This is a genomic window from Flavobacterium sp. (assembly GCF_028689845.1).
Taxonomy (GTDB): domain Bacteria; phylum Bacteroidota; class Bacteroidia; order Flavobacteriales; family Flavobacteriaceae; genus Flavobacterium.
This window is the reverse complement of sequence record NZ_JAQVCH010000042.1, coordinates 1-17,199: the sequence shown is the minus strand read 5'-3', so window position 1 is coordinate 17,199 and position 17,199 is coordinate 1. Positions and strand designations below refer to the sequence as shown.

22 protein-coding genes and 1 pseudogene are annotated in these 17,199 nt (G+C 32.9%); 7 read left to right on the top strand and 16 right to left on the bottom strand.

Features of this window, described 5'->3' with window-relative positions; genetic code table 11:
- From PHR76_RS12215 to PHR76_RS12205, 3 genes are all read left to right on the top strand, one after another.
- A partial coding sequence (locus tag PHR76_RS12215) for a hypothetical protein (protein WP_300063091.1) occupies positions 1-1,076 on the top strand: 1,076 nt, incomplete at its 5' end.
- Complete coding sequence (locus tag PHR76_RS12210) at positions 1,073-1,750, top strand: tRNA-dependent cyclodipeptide synthase (RefSeq protein ID WP_300063088.1); 678 nt, start codon at positions 1,073-1,075, stop codon at positions 1,748-1,750. The genes PHR76_RS12215 and PHR76_RS12210, both read left to right, overlap by 4 nt.
- A 20-nt stretch (positions 1,751-1,770) precedes the next feature.
- Positions 1,771-3,252 carry a hypothetical protein gene (locus PHR76_RS12205; protein ID WP_300063084.1) on the top strand — a complete coding sequence of 494 codons (1,482 nt, stop codon included), beginning with the start codon at positions 1,771-1,773 and terminating at the stop codon, positions 3,250-3,252.
- Positions 3,253-3,790: 538 nt separating this feature from the next.
- On the opposite strand, the gene PHR76_RS12200 is transcribed toward PHR76_RS12205, so the two are convergent.
- From PHR76_RS12200 to PHR76_RS12185, 4 genes are all read right to left on the bottom strand, one after another.
- A complete protein-coding gene (locus PHR76_RS12200; RefSeq protein WP_300063081.1) occupies positions 3,791-4,945 on the bottom strand; it encodes a hypothetical protein in 1,155 nt (384 codons plus the stop codon).
- A 193-nt stretch (positions 4,946-5,138) separates the two neighbouring features.
- Positions 5,139-6,626 carry a hypothetical protein gene (locus PHR76_RS12195; RefSeq protein ID WP_300063078.1) on the bottom strand — a complete coding sequence of 496 codons (1,488 nt, stop codon included), beginning with the start codon at positions 6,624-6,626 and terminating at the stop codon, positions 5,139-5,141.
- Positions 6,627-6,628: 2 nt separating this feature from the next.
- Entirely contained in the window at positions 6,629-7,522 is an 894-nt protein-coding gene (locus tag PHR76_RS12190; protein WP_300063075.1) for a hypothetical protein, read from the bottom strand.
- Positions 7,523-7,826: 304 nt separating this feature from the next.
- A complete protein-coding gene (locus tag PHR76_RS12185) occupies positions 7,827-8,162 on the bottom strand; it encodes a hypothetical protein (RefSeq protein ID WP_300063072.1) in 336 nt (111 codons plus the stop codon).
- 326 nt (positions 8,163-8,488) lie between these two features.
- Between PHR76_RS12185 and PHR76_RS12180 the strand changes: the two genes are divergently transcribed.
- The 3 genes from PHR76_RS12180 (at position 8,489) to PHR76_RS12170 (ending at position 9,764) form a co-directional block, all read left to right on the top strand.
- The gene (locus PHR76_RS12180; RefSeq protein ID WP_300063069.1) at positions 8,489-8,752 is read left to right on the top strand and encodes a hypothetical protein; all 264 of its coding nucleotides are present in this window, start codon (positions 8,489-8,491) and stop codon (positions 8,750-8,752) included.
- 167 nt (positions 8,753-8,919) lie between these two features.
- A complete protein-coding gene (locus PHR76_RS12175) occupies positions 8,920-9,192 on the top strand; it encodes a hypothetical protein (RefSeq protein ID WP_300063066.1) in 273 nt (90 codons plus the stop codon).
- A 368-nt stretch (positions 9,193-9,560) separates the two neighbouring features.
- Positions 9,561-9,764, top strand: coding sequence for a hypothetical protein (locus PHR76_RS12170; protein ID WP_300063064.1), 204 nt, complete (start codon positions 9,561-9,563; stop codon positions 9,762-9,764).
- An 11-nt stretch (positions 9,765-9,775) separates the two neighbouring features.
- On the opposite strand, the gene PHR76_RS12165 is transcribed toward PHR76_RS12170, so the two are convergent.
- The 12 genes and pseudogenes from PHR76_RS12165 to PHR76_RS12120 form a co-directional block, all read right to left on the bottom strand.
- Positions 9,776-10,201, bottom strand: coding sequence for a hypothetical protein (locus PHR76_RS12165; RefSeq protein WP_300063061.1), 426 nt, complete (start codon positions 10,199-10,201; stop codon positions 9,776-9,778).
- 15 nt (positions 10,202-10,216) lie between these two features.
- Positions 10,217-10,498 carry a replication initiation protein gene (locus tag PHR76_RS13220; RefSeq protein ID WP_366143601.1) on the bottom strand — a complete coding sequence of 94 codons (282 nt, stop codon included), beginning with the start codon at positions 10,496-10,498 and terminating at the stop codon, positions 10,217-10,219.
- 12 nt (positions 10,499-10,510) lie between these two features.
- Positions 10,511-10,984, bottom strand: coding sequence for a replication initiation protein (locus PHR76_RS13215; protein WP_366143600.1), 474 nt, complete (start codon positions 10,982-10,984; stop codon positions 10,511-10,513).
- A 509-nt stretch (positions 10,985-11,493) separates the two neighbouring features.
- Complete coding sequence (locus tag PHR76_RS12155) at positions 11,494-12,000, bottom strand: hypothetical protein (protein ID WP_300063058.1); 507 nt, start codon at positions 11,998-12,000, stop codon at positions 11,494-11,496.
- 680 nt (positions 12,001-12,680) lie between these two features.
- Positions 12,681-12,896, bottom strand: coding sequence for a DNA adenine methylase (locus PHR76_RS12150; protein WP_366143599.1), 216 nt, complete (start codon positions 12,894-12,896; stop codon positions 12,681-12,683).
- Positions 12,897-12,986: 90 nt separating this feature from the next.
- Positions 12,987-13,208 (bottom strand): annotated as a pseudogene (locus tag PHR76_RS13210) (DNA adenine methylase); the annotation flags it as partial.
- A 277-nt stretch (positions 13,209-13,485) separates the two neighbouring features.
- Positions 13,486-13,887 (bottom strand): hypothetical protein, encoded by a 402-nt coding sequence (locus PHR76_RS12145; RefSeq protein ID WP_300063055.1) that lies wholly within the window; start codon positions 13,885-13,887, stop codon positions 13,486-13,488.
- Positions 13,888-14,245: 358 nt separating this feature from the next.
- Positions 14,246-14,500, bottom strand: a complete 255-nt coding sequence (locus PHR76_RS12140; protein ID WP_300063053.1) for a hypothetical protein — start codon at positions 14,498-14,500, stop codon at positions 14,246-14,248.
- A gap of 12 nt (positions 14,501-14,512) precedes the next feature.
- Positions 14,513-14,938 (bottom strand): hypothetical protein, encoded by a 426-nt coding sequence (locus tag PHR76_RS12135; RefSeq protein ID WP_300063051.1) that lies wholly within the window; start codon positions 14,936-14,938, stop codon positions 14,513-14,515.
- Positions 14,920-15,132: a hypothetical protein gene (locus PHR76_RS12130; RefSeq protein WP_300063049.1), complete on the bottom strand. Its 213-nt coding sequence runs from the start codon at positions 15,130-15,132 to the stop codon at positions 14,920-14,922. The genes PHR76_RS12135 and PHR76_RS12130 overlap by 19 nt, the downstream gene beginning before the upstream one ends.
- 32 nt (positions 15,133-15,164) lie before the next feature.
- Positions 15,165-15,767: a hypothetical protein gene (locus PHR76_RS12125; protein WP_300063047.1), complete on the bottom strand. Its 603-nt coding sequence runs from the start codon at positions 15,765-15,767 to the stop codon at positions 15,165-15,167.
- Between the two features lie 70 nt (positions 15,768-15,837).
- Entirely contained in the window at positions 15,838-16,131 is a 294-nt protein-coding gene (locus PHR76_RS12120; RefSeq protein WP_300063045.1) for a hypothetical protein, read from the bottom strand.
- Between the two features lie 390 nt (positions 16,132-16,521).
- On the opposite strand from PHR76_RS12120, the gene PHR76_RS12115 reads away from it, so the two are divergent.
- Positions 16,522-17,199: DUF87 domain-containing protein (locus tag PHR76_RS12115; RefSeq protein WP_300063042.1), on the top strand; the 678-nt coding region annotated here is incomplete at its 3' end.

Sequence of the window (17,199 nt, the reverse complement as noted above, 5' to 3'; positions counted from 1 at the left end):
ACCCCTTGAATGTTATTTTTGGAGTTTTCTTGCAAGAGGAAAGAAAAAATCTATCTAATTTGAGTATTGATGAAATATGTGCTACAGGAATGCTTGGTATATCTATCTCGCTATATAAAATGATGGAGTCAGGATATGTAGCTTTGAATTCAAGTAGAATTCCAGATTTCATAAGAGTATTTGACCGATCCAATATAATATTTGATAGGTTAGCAAAGTACATCGCTGGTCAAAGCTACATAGAACATTTAATGATTACTCATGAAAATTCACCAAAAGAGGCTTTTGCCGAGTTGGCCGATATTGACTATGAATTCAAATACTTCTACGATAAATGTCTTCCTTATTTTAAAAAAGAAGATGGTGCTATTGAGCAAAAGAAATTTATTCAAAAAGAATTAGTGGAAGAATTGAAACTATTTCTTCAAAATCCAAAGTATCCAATTGCAAGTGAAGAAATGTTTAAAGGAATTCTTGCCGATAAGATAAATAATGTTCCTAGCCTAAGTGTAGAAATATTATTAAATGTTATCGATTCATTCGCTAAAATACTACCGCAGCATTTTGGAAATATCGCCAAAGATTGGGAAACTGAAAACAGACAAATTTTCAAAAGCATAGATGGGTATTACTTTCACGAAAAATATATAGTTTCTAAAGACAACCTAGACATTTACAAATATCCTTTTCTTGAGTATGACACTTTTAAAGAAGTTCGATTTATCTTCCATACCAAAGAAAAAAAAGAAAGCTTGAAATCAGAATTTATAAAGTTATTATCAGATAACCGGAATCCAATAACCGAGAATGTGAAAGATAAAATAAAATTCAAGACCATAAAAAACCCACAATCAAAATTTGAAAGATTGTTGATTCATCCCAATGCTAAAGATTCTACTATTTATCTTCATGCATTTTGGGTTTTCACTACAGTTTCGGGCAATAAAATTGGATTTGTGGGGGTTAGTGGAAAAGATGTAAATACTGTTTATAATCTTACCTATAAGGAAACACTCGATAGAAGTGAAATATTTGAGGAACTATGGAAAGGTTTATCTTTTGACGAGTCATTATGAATTATAAAATAAAAAAACTGAATCTTTATCCAAAGTTGGATTACAATTGGAACCATCATGTGTTTCTTGGAATGAGTATGAATAATAAGGTATTTCAATCTCCTGAAACTTTAGTTGAAATCATAAATTTACTAGCTTTAAAAAGCGAAGCCTGTTTAATTCTTGTTGGCGATTACTTGCACAGATATAACGAGCAAATTTTTAATGGTATATCACAGGAAGATGCAATTAAAAAATGCCAAAGCAAAGGAGCCGAATTGAAATCCATATTCAACAAAACCATTAAAGAAAACAAACTCAAGTTCAACTATTCTTACAGGGACACAGAGAGTTTTTTATCGCATCCAAATTTTAAATCAAAGATGCAGAGGTTTGAAAAGTTGTATCTAATCAATACAAAATTCAAAGAATTAATTGAATATACCGTTGATGTTTTCTTAAGAAGACAATCAGAAATAAAAATAGATAGCATAAAAGCCAGAGAATTATGCGTTAAGTATCTATTAGAAGAAATGGTAATATTTGAAATTTTAGCAGAAGAAGGTTATATTATCAATGTCTATCCAGGAAATCAGTTGCCAATTATAAAATCAATTTGTACCGGAGAATTAAAGGAAATCTCCCAGGAATTGGAAAAAATCCAAGCGGTTGAAATAAAGTTTCGTCCCAAATAGCAATCTTAAATACTTTCAATATGAACACAATTGTTTTAATTGCCATAGTACTATCAGCCATATTCTACATATGTTTAGGTCTCTATTATAGAAAAGGTGTGATTAATTTGTCAGATATCATTCCCGTAATTAAAGGAAGAAAAGCTAAAGTAAATGGAGAAGATGAATTTAGCTCTTCTACCGTAGCAACCTCTATAAGTCTTGCAACAGTAATTATTGCATTTTTTGAATTAATTCCAATAAGTGGATTATGGCTTTTCTGGGCAGTAATCACAACTGCTTTGGGTTTTTGGTTATTTTCTGTCTTGTCTAGGAGAATTTGGACAAAACTCTCTTTTTATGACCATCGTCCCTCTATTCATGAATATATCTCAACGGAGTTTAATTCCAAAACCGTAGGTGTTATTGCATCTGTTTCCACAGCTCTTGGCTACTTATGTATGTTCGCTGTTGAGTTAATTGTAAGCTCACAGTTTATTTCTAATTTCATAGATATTCCCGTTTGGATTATAATTACTATAATTGCAATACTATCTTTTACTTATACAGGACTAGGTGGATTTAGGGTTGTTGTTGTAAGTGACAGGATTCAGATGTGGTCGATATGGTTGTTGTTAGTTTCGCTTTTACTTTTTTTCTCAATACATATTTATTTAAATGGAGGAATATCTTTTCTGTCTCAATCTGTTCCAGAAAATGTCCAAAGTTTAAAATGGTCAACTAATTTGATCCCATTTGTACTAGGGCTATTAATAATGAATTTATTTACGTATATAACTAATATGGCTCTTTGGCAGAGAGTCTCAGGAACTCATGAAGAAAAAGTTTTTACTAGAGGCATCCGAAAAAGTATCTTTCAATCTGCGTTGAGTTGGGGCTTATTTGTTGTAATTGCAATACTTGCCTATACTGTTGCAAAACCTAGTGTGAATTCAAAATTTCTAGTTACAACTTTAGAAGCAGTATATCAATTCAGAGGTGGAGGTGTTGTTTTATTTTTTGTTTCATTAGGATTATTTGGTGCAATGCTTTCTACCGCATCAACGCAGTTAATTGCTGTCTCCCATACCATTTATGAAGACATTATATCTAAGTATAGAAAAAAAGGGTTGATTGAAAGAATTGAATCATCCAAAGAATTGACATTATCAAGAGTTATATTAGTTGTTTCTGCTTTAGGAGCTATCGGAATTGTCCAGTTACTTAATCTAATTGGTTTTTCAGTAGCCGATTTAGCATTTTCAATTTATGGTGCAGCGTTAAGTTTGGCACCACCAATTTTAATATCTTTATTTGTAAACAAAAATATTTTGATACAATTAAAATACTGGATAACCTTATCGATTATTTTTGGTTTCCTTTCCGCTTGGTTTGCTGCTTTCTATGGAGTATATATATTAAAAGAGCCATACGGTAATTTGGTTTTTCTATCTCCTGTATTCGGGCTATTTGTTTCAGCTTTTTTTACATTAACGGGTTATTTTCTTAAAAAAGATGTATAAAGGATTTCAAAGATAAAAGATAAGGAAAAAATGCCCTTTCAGATACAAATGGTAGCATTGAACTTGGTGTGATGGGTAATGAAGTTAGGATTTAATTTTTTTAGCTTAAAACAAAATTGCAAAAAATGTCACATGTCTACTTAATTTTTTAAACACTACTAAAAAAGTAGGTGATATCAAGATTAAAATGTCTCGATTTTTTCTTTGTGAATAAATCTCCGTGTATCGTTTGTCAGGATGTACCAATTTAAAATGAAGATGCATAATTCGCTCAATACGTAAGTTAAACACATCACTAAAAAAGACAAACTTAGTCTTGAAATTAAAGTTGGTTTATATAATATATTGCCAACCTTGGTGTCTTTTGCAGTGGAAGATGCCTAGTTAAATGAAAAAGTTACTGGAATAACTTTTTGAGTTGAGCTGTTCGTTTTTACGACAACTCATTTTTTAATTTAAAGTGAAAAATTAGTGAAAATAAAAACACGTCAAATAAGAATCTTATTTAACCAATCTACTCCATCAAGAGCAATTTAAACTACATCGTACCGCCTCCGCCTTTTTGCATAGTGAAATTTTTAAGTTTAAAATAAAATTTGTAGCCTCCGTTTTCCGGCAAAAACAACCCTTTATACGAAAACATATCAGATGTAGTTGTTGGCTTGTCAAATTTATTCTTTTTCTCGAAGTTTTCAAGCCCAATTTCTACAAATTTGTAAATAATCTCATTTTTGTCATAAATCAACTCAACGTTAATATTATTAACTATTTTTTTTGTGTAAAAATAAAACTCTTCGTACTCGCTAATAAAGGGGTATATCATTTTTGTTTCAATCTCTACAAAATAACTAGTTTTACCCTCTAAATCTACATCAAATTGTTTATATATTTCTTCTTCCTTTATTTGTACCTCTTTATTCAATGGCTCCTCAGAGATAACTCCCAAATTTTTTATATCCTTGGAATCAACCAGAATTCTACTAAATTCAATAACAGAGGGAACCTTATTATAAACATCTTTATCCACTCTAAATGACGTTGAAAAAGAAAATTTTTCCGTATTCTTTCTTTTAATGTAATAACTAGAGGATTTCGTTAATTGAATATATGTTCCATCAATAACTTTAACCGTGTATGTATCATTCCAATTTTCATAATAAAAATTTAAAAAATTATCATTGAAATAAATATTCTTAAGCTTTTCACTTAAACTTTTATGAATATCGGGGAACTCATCTTGAATAAAACAAGTTGTTACATCTCTCCATATTTTGTCTAAGCCCTTATCTTTTTTTAAATATTTACTATCAAAAAGTACACCATTTAATGTTTCTCCTATTTTTTCACTAAACTTATCTGAATTAAAAATCTCATTAAGTTGCTTACCCCTTGAGTCCTCTAATCGACTATAAAATTTTTCACTCAATATAATCTCCTCTACAACACCAGCAAACTGAAACATTTTTAAAAACATTGTAAAGAAACCACCCGTTAAAGCAATTTTAGAAATAGAATTAAGATAATAAAGCCAAGTACCTTCTTTCTGTTTTTGGTCTAAAAGAAAATATTCTGTTACAAGAAAAAATATAATCAACAAAGTCAATGAACTAACAATAGGCAACCAACGGGATTCTGAAAACAACTTAACAATGTAATCTTTGGCTGTAATAATAAATTTCGGTATTAAACTCATAAAAAAGAATTACAAAAGGTAATCATGCTTAAACAAATGTAAAAAATAATTTTACAATTAATAGGTTTTTTATTAAATTTTTAAATATATAACAATTAATTAGCATTACAAATCATTGTTCCAAATAGTATAGGTTACTAAAAATTCAGAAAACGATTTATACATATTTTTTTGTTACTAAGATATTAATACTTTAAGGAGTAGTCGATTTTTGAAATAAATTAAAAATTATTCTTGTATCTAAATTTAATCCAAAACAAAAATCTCTTCTAAATCGGTTATCTTTTTTTAGATCAAATGACTCTTGGGTGATAGTACTATTCCCATATTCAAAATCAGCATCAACATTTAAAACATTGACTTTGCTCCAGTTATAACCCACAAAAACAGAACCTCCTCTAACAAATTCCCATTTAAATCCTCCAAAAAGATTGTCCAAAAGCCTATCGCTTAACCCGATTCCAAAGGTGGGGTAAATTCTTTGGTATATCTCATGATCTTCCACAAAATTTCTGCCTTCCAATTGATAATTTTTTATCTTCTTATCACCCAAAATATATCGCTGAATTAAGATGACAGGAGAGACATAAAATGTATACATTGCCGAGGCTAAAACCCGATTGCCTCCATTTGTTCTGCTGACTACTTTTACATTTGGGTCAAGGGGAGAATTAACAAGCGAAAAAGTTGGATTCTCTAAATTTGTGCTTATAATACCTACATCTAAACTACCGTGATATGTCTTTTTTATTTTAATAATCCTAGAAGCAACGGTGTTTGTATTGGATATCGAAAGTTGACCATTATTTAATTGATAAATATTCCGCACTATATCAAACTTTATGTCATTTGAAGAACCTGTTAACAAAAGCTCTGTATGCTTCCAAACCAATTTTGTTGTCGTTGTGCCTGAGCCTGACTGTAAATTTAAATTATTTCCTAAGCTGCCCTCTCCTCTGATGATTACTCCCTCATTGATATCTGCTAGGGATTGATTAATACTATAATCGATCAAAGAAAGATTATTCTCCGGAGCCAAGTAAACTATATGTACAACATAATTCGCTCTTGAAATTCCAATTGGAATTGAGCTTATAATGCTATTCCCATTTTGATCAAAAAACAAATGAATATAATTCTCTCCAATATAATTGCTTAAGTAATTTAAATTATTGGCAGTGGACACCTTTTTAATTATATTACCAATGCCGGGCATGTTTGTTAGTGTGTAGCCATCTAATAATTTATTTAAAACATAATCCGTCGCATTTTTTTCTACAGGAAAAATACCAGTACCTGTGCTTTGATTTTGTGAGCCAGCATCTATTTGTGGTTTTTTTAATATAAAGGGTAAAGCAACAGCGTTACCACTTGTATTTAGAATCGTTATTCCAATTTCCCTTATATCAAAATTAAAATCAAAGAAAGTTGAATATTGACCATCCGACAGAAAATCCTTTTGCTGATCATTTACATCCAGCTTATAATTTTTGGCAGGTGTTTCTGCTGTAACTGATTTAATAGCGATTGACTTCACTTCTTGCTGAAAAACCACATTTGATAAATTATCTATACTATATTCGTCAGTTGTACCATTGACTTTAAATTTAAAATTTAGCGAGGATTGACTAAAAAGTAACGAAGATGAAAATAAGAATAGAAAAAGTAATTTAGATTTCATAATTAAAGATTTAGAGATTGAAAATAAGATATTATATCATTTATACTTAAGGCGTAACTGGCCTGTTCTACCTGATCTGCTCCGAGAATAAAACCTACTATCCTGAACTTTCTATCAAAAACTGGAGCTCCCGAATCACCACCAGTAGAGCAAAAATTTAACTTCAATAAATTGTTGAACTGCGTATCATAATAATTCTTTGTCACAAAAATATCCTGTAAAACACATTCTTTTAATCCTGAGTTTGCACCGCTAAAAAACAATCTTGCATTTTTATAATTACTTCTATTAAAACTGTAAAATCCTGCATAGTCACCTATCCTCCTGATTTTATTTTCAATAAACTCAGGACTTTTTACTTTTGCAAAACCAAAATCTATACCCTTAAAAATAGACGCATACAAAACAGCAGTGGTCATTATATCTCGGTTATACAAAAGCACTTCAAAATTTCCTCCCTGTTTCCTATTGTAATTTCTAATACCTCTTTCTAACAAATCAGGTGCTAATACATGCATGTTCGAACCGACATAAGTGCCTTTACTTGTTGCAAAAAAAATAGAGATTGACCCATACGAATGGTGATGGGTACTTTTTGTTGCATCGCCCATTTGAATGCCATGAAGCACTAATTTGCCCGTCTCAATAACATCAGAACTTACTCTTAACCTCAAACTACCCGATCTAATATAAAAATAGTTCGGGATTGATTTTTCAGGATTGAGCGTTTTTCTAGTAACATGAAAGACAATTGAAAAATTATTTTTTTGAATTTTGCCTTTGATTTTCTTCTCCCCAATATGAACACCCTCTATATTATCGTACCTTTTTATCCAACGCTTATAATTTCTATTGATATGATTTTGAATTGATAAAAAATCAAGTGTTTCTCGCATACAATACTTTTGTTAAAAAGTAAAGATAATAATTTTTTATTATGATTATAATTTAATTTTAACAAGATAATAAACAAAATTAACTATTAATAAAGTAGCTAAAAGCCTTTGCTTTAACCTGTTTTTTAAAATTCTTTATATTGATTTTAAAAATAAATGTCATCCTCTTTTGTAACTAGAAATGTTAAGATATAAGCTAGAAATAAAAAACCTTTAACCTTGTCTCTAAAATGTATATAAAGTTATCTTTTGACAACTTGTGTTTTCAACTAAAAAACACCTCTGTAAAAACAGAGGTGTTTCATTACTTAATTCTGCAATACGTATTCAAGTAGTATTCTACCGTAGACCAATTAATCCCCTCTTCTTTGCGGTGATTGTCAATCATTTTGACCAGAGCATTTTCAAAAGAATTTCGCTCATAAATAAGCCCATTTTCTCCTTTCTCTAATGCTTGGGCTCGGGTCTCAAAGTCCTCAACGCTCCAAATAATGGCTAGTTGTAGGTAAACAATTCGCTTCATTATCTCTTTTTGAGATAGGTTAGGAAAGATTTGAGTGTTTGCTTTGGGTGCAATAACAACCAATGACTTAGACTCCTGCGGAATTAATTGTCCTTTTGCGATAGCATCTGATGCCATCTGAGGATCTTGGGCTAATACAGCCCCAAACTCGTAACGTACGAAATAAAACTTTTGCATAATATAGTAGTTTTGTGATGTACTACTTTATATGGATTTAGCTTTATAATTCAAGATTAAAATACTTTAATTTCTACTTGAAATTAAAATTTAAATCACTATTCTAATTAAGAGCTTGCAAAAGCTAGGCTATTTAGTGTAGTTGTGTATGGCTATTGGGTTTTTACTCAGTAGCCTTTTTTGAAATCTATTTTCAAAACTCCCCTTGCAATCCCCAAAAAAATAAGTAATCTGAATTAATTATTTTATCTGTTTTAATTAAAAAGATGAAAACCCATAACTTAAAATTATTCAACACCGGACAAGTAACGCTCCCTAAAAGTCGAAGAGAACAATACAATACCAATTTATTTCTAGCAGAAGAAACGCCACATGGTTTGCTAATAAAGCCTCTTATAAACGAAAATCAAAATACCTCTAACGCTATTGACATTTTTATAGAAGCCTTTAAAACACAAGCTCTAAAACAAGGCTTTAATGAAAATGAAATTGAAGAAATGATTAAACTAACCAAAAAAGCACAACTCTAAATTAGATTAATCCAAAAAAAATCGAAAAAAACAGCTAAAACAAAGTCCTAGACTTTGTTTTTTTGCATTTAAAAAAAAGTCGAAAAATCTCTTGCATTTACTAATTTAATGAATATAGTGAATTTAGTTAACTTGATTAATTCCTTTTACTTATTTATTCACATCCCATGAACACTACTACTCTTATCAAAAAACTCACAGCAATTGCAAACAATCCCGCTAGTAGCCTTGAAAAAGAAGTGGCTCTTGAAGCTCTTACCTACCCAGACCCACAAGAATTTTTTACCCTACTAAGTGAGCATGGTTGCGTTAGTGGATTAGTAGGCTCCTTAATTTACTACACGCAAACCCATGCCTTCTATGATACACACTACCAAGAAATAGAAGAACTCAGAGAAGAGTTTGAAAAAAACACGGGTACTGCCTTACGTATTTATTGAGATTTAAAAAATTTCTTCGCTTGGTTTGCTTTCGAACAAACAGCCTACAGTCTTTCTCTAGCATTGGGATTACAGGAGTAATCCCCTTTCTTACTTGCTTTTTCTTTTGGTTTACCTACTATTAAAAAAGTCGAAAAAACACTTGCAATGAGCTGATTAATCAATATAACTAATTTAGTCAATTTGACTATCTTTTATCTCTTTCCCCGCCACCCCTTATGAAATACCAAACACTCATAAACAAACTCAAAAAGATTGCCTGAGAAAAAAAAGATTCTATTCAAAAAGAAGTCGCTTTCCATGCTCTGCAATCCGATTTCCCTATCTCTTTTTTTACTGCTCTACGCCTAGAGGGTTCTCAATCCGGAATGATTCATGCCCTGAGAGACCCTTGTCAGACCCATCCTTTTTTTGATAAGTACCAAGCTCAAATTAATGAACTCACGAGTGAACCGAAAGAAAAAATTACTACTCCCCTTATTCTCACTAGCGATATAAAAACTTCCTTGGTTTGGTTCGCTTTTGATGAAATCGGGCATAGGTTAGCTCTTGATTTAAACATAGAGGCATAAGCCTCTTTTTTTTATCCAAACTCCTCCAGTAGTTTTTTATCGACAAAACCTTGTAAATACTTATTTAAGGTTTTGCTTTCTTTTCGTGATTTTTCCATAATCGGGTACAAGAAACCGCCCTTGTGTTCTTCCAAAACCGCCTGAATGAATTCATCACTCAAATACTGCTCTCTTAATGTTTCGAGTTGTTGATTTCTCTCTAAAACCATCTTTTGTTTTTCTTGATCTTCATTTTCTTGGTTGGCAATACGTTGAACTTTTCTCTGCTTAATTGTATCCTCTTTTTGAATCTCTTCTTTAAAATAGCCCTCTTGTAATGCTTTTAGAAAAAAACCTGCTTTCTGTTTTACAGCCGTGTGCTTAAAATAATTTTGCGTGTATTTTAATGTTTGAATGATATACTGCTCTTGATAATGCCCAATAACTTGGCTTTCCATCGTGGCTTTTGATACTCAAAAGCCTCTGATTTGCTCTTGTCGTGCACTAATAGCCTCAACCTCATTTTTGTCTACTACGTTATCCGTGTCAGGTTGCTGTTTGTTTTTGTAGATGGTAAAGGCTATACGCTCCACACGTCTGCCAAAATCCGATAATTCCTCAAAAGTAAAACGTATGTCGGTATGTTTTTCAATATCTTCTTGTGCTTTGAGTAAAATACGGCTTTTAAAATTGGCATACTTAGCATATTTCTCTTGAACGCCAAGAATTAATTTTAACTCCTCTACTTCAAAAATCCTCTTTCCAATTCACTCATACGATTTTAAAAGTTCATACATGCGAATGGAATTGCCACTGGAAATTTTTAAAATATTTTTCAAATCATACAGTAAAAACCTCGACTTTAATTGCAATAAATAGGGTTTTAAAACCGGATGAAAAGTAGCCTCTAAAACCCCTTTACCATCTACCGAATATTTAAAAGAACTCACAAGTGCCGTTTTAATTTCTTTATCCTTATTGTCCTCTCTTATGGGAATGGTTATTATCTTTTTAAGCATCGAGGTGGTCATTTGATTAATTTCTGCATAGATGGTTTTGGATTTTATATTAAATGCAGCTATAATATCTTTAATTGGAATTCTATAAACCTGAAAATCCTCGTCCCTATCATTAATAAGACTGACTATTAGCGTAAACAAACGCATCTCCATTAATGAGAACGAATATCTGGCAGAAACAAGCTCATGCGATTTCTTAACCTTTAGTAGTGTGGAATTCATTTTGCTTTAGATCAAAATAAAAAGGAAGGCTACCAATAAAAACTACTGTATCCTTTGGATGTTATAATGCAATAGATTTTTTGCTTTTTCAAGTAGTACCCCGAATTTGTTATACTGATTTCTAAACCCCAAATGTGAAGCCAAACTTTCCCATTTTTGAAATACTCTACCCCGAATTTGTAATCCTTGGGTTCTACTACTGGTATGTTTTACCCTGAATTTGTAGCCTTTGGTTCCGAATTTGATTCCAAAGGCTCTCAAAAGTGGCTTTCTAACTGCTCTCTTTTGCTCTATAAACAATATAAACTTTCAATAATATAACATCTTAAACAAGAGAAATAAATAAAGGTGTTGTTATTTTTTTGGTTGTTTCTTTTTATTACTTAGGCTTAGAGCCTCTCTTTTTCAAGATTTAATCTCCTTTGATGGCTACATTTTTGGGCAGGTCTGACAAAGGTCGTCTGGGTTTTATAAACCCTTAGAAGTTGTTTGTTTTAAAATTGTAATTTTCAAAGTACAGCAAGTGTAACCACCAAAATCAAGATTACAAGTAAAGCAATGGCACTAATTCCGTAAGCAGTTGCTTTGTTAGTGGTTTGAATGATTTGTAAATACAAATGATTAACCTGACTTTGAGCTTGCTGTTGCTGGGTTTGTAAATGGTTGTTTTGCTCCTTATACAGACTCAAAAGCTCATTGGAGGATTTTATTACCTCCTCTTGCTCTTTTACTTTGAGTTGTAAATTAAAATTTTCTTTGACTATCTCATTTTCCTTAAACTCCTCTTGTGGATTGCTTTGATGCTCATCGCTCCCCTGCTTGGACTGCGAATTTGTAGATTCTATTACTTTGCCCATAGCCTGTGCCATTTTTTCCAAATCTTGTGGATTAATATAACTACTCTTTCCTTTGGAATCAACTTTGGTCAAGAGCTGAATCTTTAACTTTTTGACATAAGAATAAAATGTCGTAGAACTCACTCCAAGTGCTCTTTCTGCCTCAGATTTTGGAATCATCATCGTTACCTTTAGTAATAAAGTAAATGCTAACTTTTGGTTATCAATAAGAATTGTATCAGTGTTCTTGCGGATTCTGTGCTTCCATTATAAAGCGTTGTTCATGCTTTAAACATGCCTTGTCAAATGCTGGTTTTCCCTTTGTTAATCCGTTTGACAAGGGTTTTTCGCACTACACTGATTTATAGCTATATAAAACACTTTTTCAAGAGATAATTCTAAACAAAGCCTTGACAAAACAAAAACAAAGTTGATTAAAGCTTGGCGAGGGTTTGTTTTTAGGTTAACAAAGCCTATACCAACCTTAGAAGAGGAGTTATCAATGCCTTAATTGGTTAACCTAGAACGACACAGTAAAAGCCATTTTTGAGATTAACAGGGTTTGTCAAAGGTGTTTTTAAGTTTGTTAAGCCTAATTTTTCCTTAGCAGAGGAGTCCTTTTTACTTCTCAAATCGCTATGCTTTAGTGTGCATGTCAAAACAATAATCTGCTTATTTTTGGTGGTTATCTTTGCTTTTTTTGCTGATAGCAAACTTAGAAGTTAAATAGGGTAGTTGGCTACCAAGAGTTCTGTTTTTCTTTTTCCTTTGGAACTAAGGTTTTTATTTCCAGCTGTAAGGGGTTTGTCAATGGTTCTTACATACCGTTTGTACTGCTTTATAAAGTCGAGCAAAATTGGTCAGGGATAGTTACTTAAAAGGAATTTTCCTTTAACATGAGCCAACACATCCAAATCACGAATAAAATGCTCCTCGGTATAGCCTCCGTAATGCCCTTGGTTCGTGTTTACATAAGGAGGATCGGCATAAATAAAAGCATCTTCAGAGTCTCTACTGAGGATAACTTGATGGGCTGAATTTTGCTCAATTTGCGTAGAACGTAAACGCTCACTCATTTGCTGTTTAAAACTATCTATTTTATTCTGAAAAGTGAGTGCCGTTTTTTTTCCCTTATCATAGCCCCGGCTTCCTATTTTACAGGCAAATCATTGGTTGGTTACCACATAAAATGCCCAAGCCCTTATAAGAGGGGAGTCTGCAAATAATCGTGGACTATTATAAATCAACAATGCTTTTTTGTAGGTTTCTCTACTATGCAAAGTTTGTTCTATCTTTTGATGCAAAGCGTGGTAGTTGTTTTTTAATACTTCATAAAAAACAATTACGTTCATGTTGATGTCGTTGATGACTTCACACTGAGCAGGTTCTTTAGCCCGATAAAGTGCACCGCCTCAAAAAAATGGCTCAATATAAATCTTATGCTCCGGAATAAGTGGCAAAATGCTTTTGAGCATACTTTGCTTTCCTCCATAGTAGGATATGGGTGTTTTTAGCTTGGGTTTACTCTTTTGATTAACGTCTATTTGGGTTGAGTTATTTATCATTTTTGTTTTTGTTAGAGGATAAATTTCGATAACAAAACAGCCCGAGAATAACTCGAGCTATTGTAAATGGTAAACCATTTTTAATTGAAAAACTAGGGTTCTAGTCTTTTTTTTCCTCTGCCGTTTTAAGGTCTTCCTTTTTCGGGGTAGAGGAGTTTGCATTGGCTTTAGCTGAAGCAGCTGCTACCGTAGCTGGGATTAAGGGAACGTCCGGCTTTAAAGGCAAGTCAGCAATTTGCTCACACCACTTTTGAGTCACATACGAAATAATATATAAATCATCTCCTATGAGCTTCAAAAGTCCGTCGTTTTCCATCTCCACTAAATTGTGCTTCTCAGGCACATTACCATCAAAAATCATGGTAATAATTTCAATGAGCTCTTTTCTTGAAAAGAACTTAACCATCTCAGGGCTAATCTCTCTGAATTCAGGTTCAGATTTTGCCCTGTTCTTTAATACCAATGAAAATAATTTCATCAGTGATTGTTTGTTTTCATTCATTTTAATTTTGTTTTATGGATTACTATTTATTTTACTTTATACCCCATTTTAGTAACAAAGTGTAAGAGTGACTCTGGATTAATTATCAGATAAAGTGTCGAGCCTGTACATGGAAACCCGAAGCAGTTTGGGCATCTATAGGGTGTTACCCATAAATGAGTTATCCTCTGTGCCGATCCCATGAAACTACAAATGGGTAATTTTTCCTCTTGCACAATCGTTCGGCTATCACTTACTGAATAATTCAAAATCTCTACTTTATCCTCTGATACAATTTCATACTCCACTATCCGAATAATGTCATCGAACATGTTTATGGCTTTCATTTTACTTTGTTTTTGTTTTATGGATTACTTTTTTATTCTATTAAGGAATCAAAACCCAATCTTTTATAAATTTCCATGTTGTGGTCAAAAGCCCCTTTGCAACGATGTGTTGGTTTGCGGTTCTTACCTTCCGTTCCATGACAAATTTGATGAGCCTTGAACAAGGTTCTTTCGATTACTTTATTGGCGAGTAGCTGATCTTGATACAAACCGTTCTCATCCTTTTTGAAAGGACAGGTTTTACAACAACTTTTCATCACCGGAGTTTTCTTTGGATCTATTTTCATCGTTGAGTTCATTTATTTAAGCCAAATCGAGCTGGATTTTTCAAAGCCAACCCAGAGATGATTCTCATCATAACCTCTTATGGCAAGTTCATACCTGATTAACTTTTCAAGTGGAATTTCACTAGCGAGGATAAAACGCAATATTTCTCCATGTGCTGTTGAAAACAATCCAACAATTTCTTCCCAATGATGTAGTGGGTTTACTATTGTGCGTATCGCCTCAATTTGCTCATAGGTCATTTCACTATATCCAGCTGGTAGGTCAATTAGACTTGACTTTCTTTTACCCTTTGTTTCGACCACTTGATACCAATGGGCTTTTTTGTCCTGAATGACTCCGTACCTTCTTTTGTCTAAACGGTACTTGAAGTTCATCCATAGGGCAATATCAATAGCTCTTTGTAACGAGGGATGTGATTTTATAATTTCACTTTCCATACACTTAGAATTTTAATTTGTAAAGGGGTTAACTCTTTTTTTTCGATGAGTGAATCTCGAACTTGTTTTGCCTCTTGGTGGCTTGCATAGAATATCTTTGGTTCAGTGACATAATACTGGAACACTTGCTTTTCTAGGGCTACTATGAGCACAAAATTTTGCTCGAGTTTCTCTAAGGTTTCTTGATTAATCATAACTTTTGGTTTTTAAGTGAAATCAGTCGCTTTTACAAGCTCATGACTTGTAGTTGATGTTCTTCAAATTGCCCTTTCTCAACTAGTTCAGACAAATGCTTTAGTGCCTCCTGCTGCGATTCATAAAGATGGCTCGGTAATGTAACCGTATACCTATCGTCCTGTTTCACATCAGCATCGTAAACCCCGAACAAGGGTACGGACATACCTGCCTTTCTAAAGAGGGCTTGGTAATTACTAAGGTCATAGTCATCCCAAGTGGCAATAGGCTTTGTGGCTAAATAATGCGATTCACTGGATAATTGTTCAAGTAACTCATCTAAACGCTGAGGTGTTGGATTTTCAAATGCTTTTACTTCTTCTTCCATTTCACTCAAGAGATGACCCAGTAAGTGGAATTCATCGCCAATAGTCTCCAAGAGTTCTTCCTCGTCCATTTTGTCCAAGTCCATATCCTCGGGTATCTTTTGCATAAAAAGCCACTTGACTACTTCTTGGAGCTCTTGTTTTGAATAAATTCTCAACCACTTTTCACTAATAGGTTCTACGTTGTCCTCCCACTGCAATTTATCCTGCAAGGAGCGTAGAAAATAAGTCATGATAATACGTCTTTTTGATTTCATGTTAATTTTCATTTTTGGTTTTGTTTTTTTTGATAAATACACTCACTTTACTCAGGGAAAGTCAGTGCCTCCTACTTTTTAATTACTCTTCTTCTGGTTTTACTTCACAATGAGTTAGAATAGTACTTAAGAGATAATCATAGTCTTTACTTTGAGCCTCTTCCATCACTAGTTCTATCTCCTGTTCACTCCAGTTCTCTTTCTTAGCTTGTCTTTTAAAGGTTGCTAATAGCACATAGGCATTTCCATCTACTCCTACTAAATCGAGATTTACCGTTTTGTTTACTACTTGTTTCATTTTTCTTAGTTTTTTAACTTTTATTACCGAATTACTTTTTACTTTTGTGTGTGGGTTATTCTTTTTATGGGTTAGCAAATAAAGATTTTTGTCGACTCTCTACTGATACCTATCCCACGGGTTAAGTGCAAGACTTTTTGACTTTTTGAGCTTGACGAATTCTTTTACCCTGAGTTATGCCTTAAAGAAAAAAAGAACATCCAAATGGATGTACTGGCACGCACTTTTACCACGCTATCCATTGTATATCGGGCACTTACCACCTCTCTTTAGAGGTAATCAAAAAGGTAGTTTTAAAGGTGTTTAAAAAGGTAGTTCTTCCCCGCTTGACATTTATACCCCCCGAGTCAAGTTCTATACAATCGACTTGATTTTGACAAAGGCAATCCGTAACTTTTTATTGCTTTTTCGCTTTCTTCTGTTTCAAAAAATCAACAGCCTTCCTCCTAGGCATAAAGTACTACTACTATGAAATCACATCTTGAAAATTGGAATCAAAAATCTGTGCTTTGGAAAATTACTGACCTTCAAAACTTTTGGGCAGGGGAGTATCTTCTAGCCGATTCTACTGATGCTCGTGAGAAATACATCAAACACCACACCCATCAAATGGATAACCTTCTTAAAAAGCATCCAACGGATTCAAGTGCTTTTTTAAACTACTTGAAACAACGCTTTCTCACCTTTGAAGAATACCTGCTTTTGGTCGATAAAAAATCTTTTCCTAAAACCAACGACAATTATTCTAGTTATGCTCCTTTATATTGGTCACTCATTAACAAACCTGCATTCAAAATTTTACTTCCTTTTACAGACCAGCATGAAAAAAACTATTTGGTACTTCTTAAAAAATGGCTTCCAAAAGCTGATGCATTCTTTTTTAGTCACCAGCCTGTTCCCGTTCCGATCCATGCTTTAAATAGGCATTTGCTTATTACCGGGAGAACAGGTTCAGGCAAAACTCAATTTTTACAAAATTTATTCTACCAACTGCAACACCACACACATAAAAAACAACAAGCCTCTTTAGTACTTCTTGACCCACACGGGGATATTTCTGAGAAGTTATTTTCGCTTAACTTAAACATAGAGAATCCTTCGCGTCTTTGGTACATCGACCCTTCTTGGGACGTGGAAAAAATACCC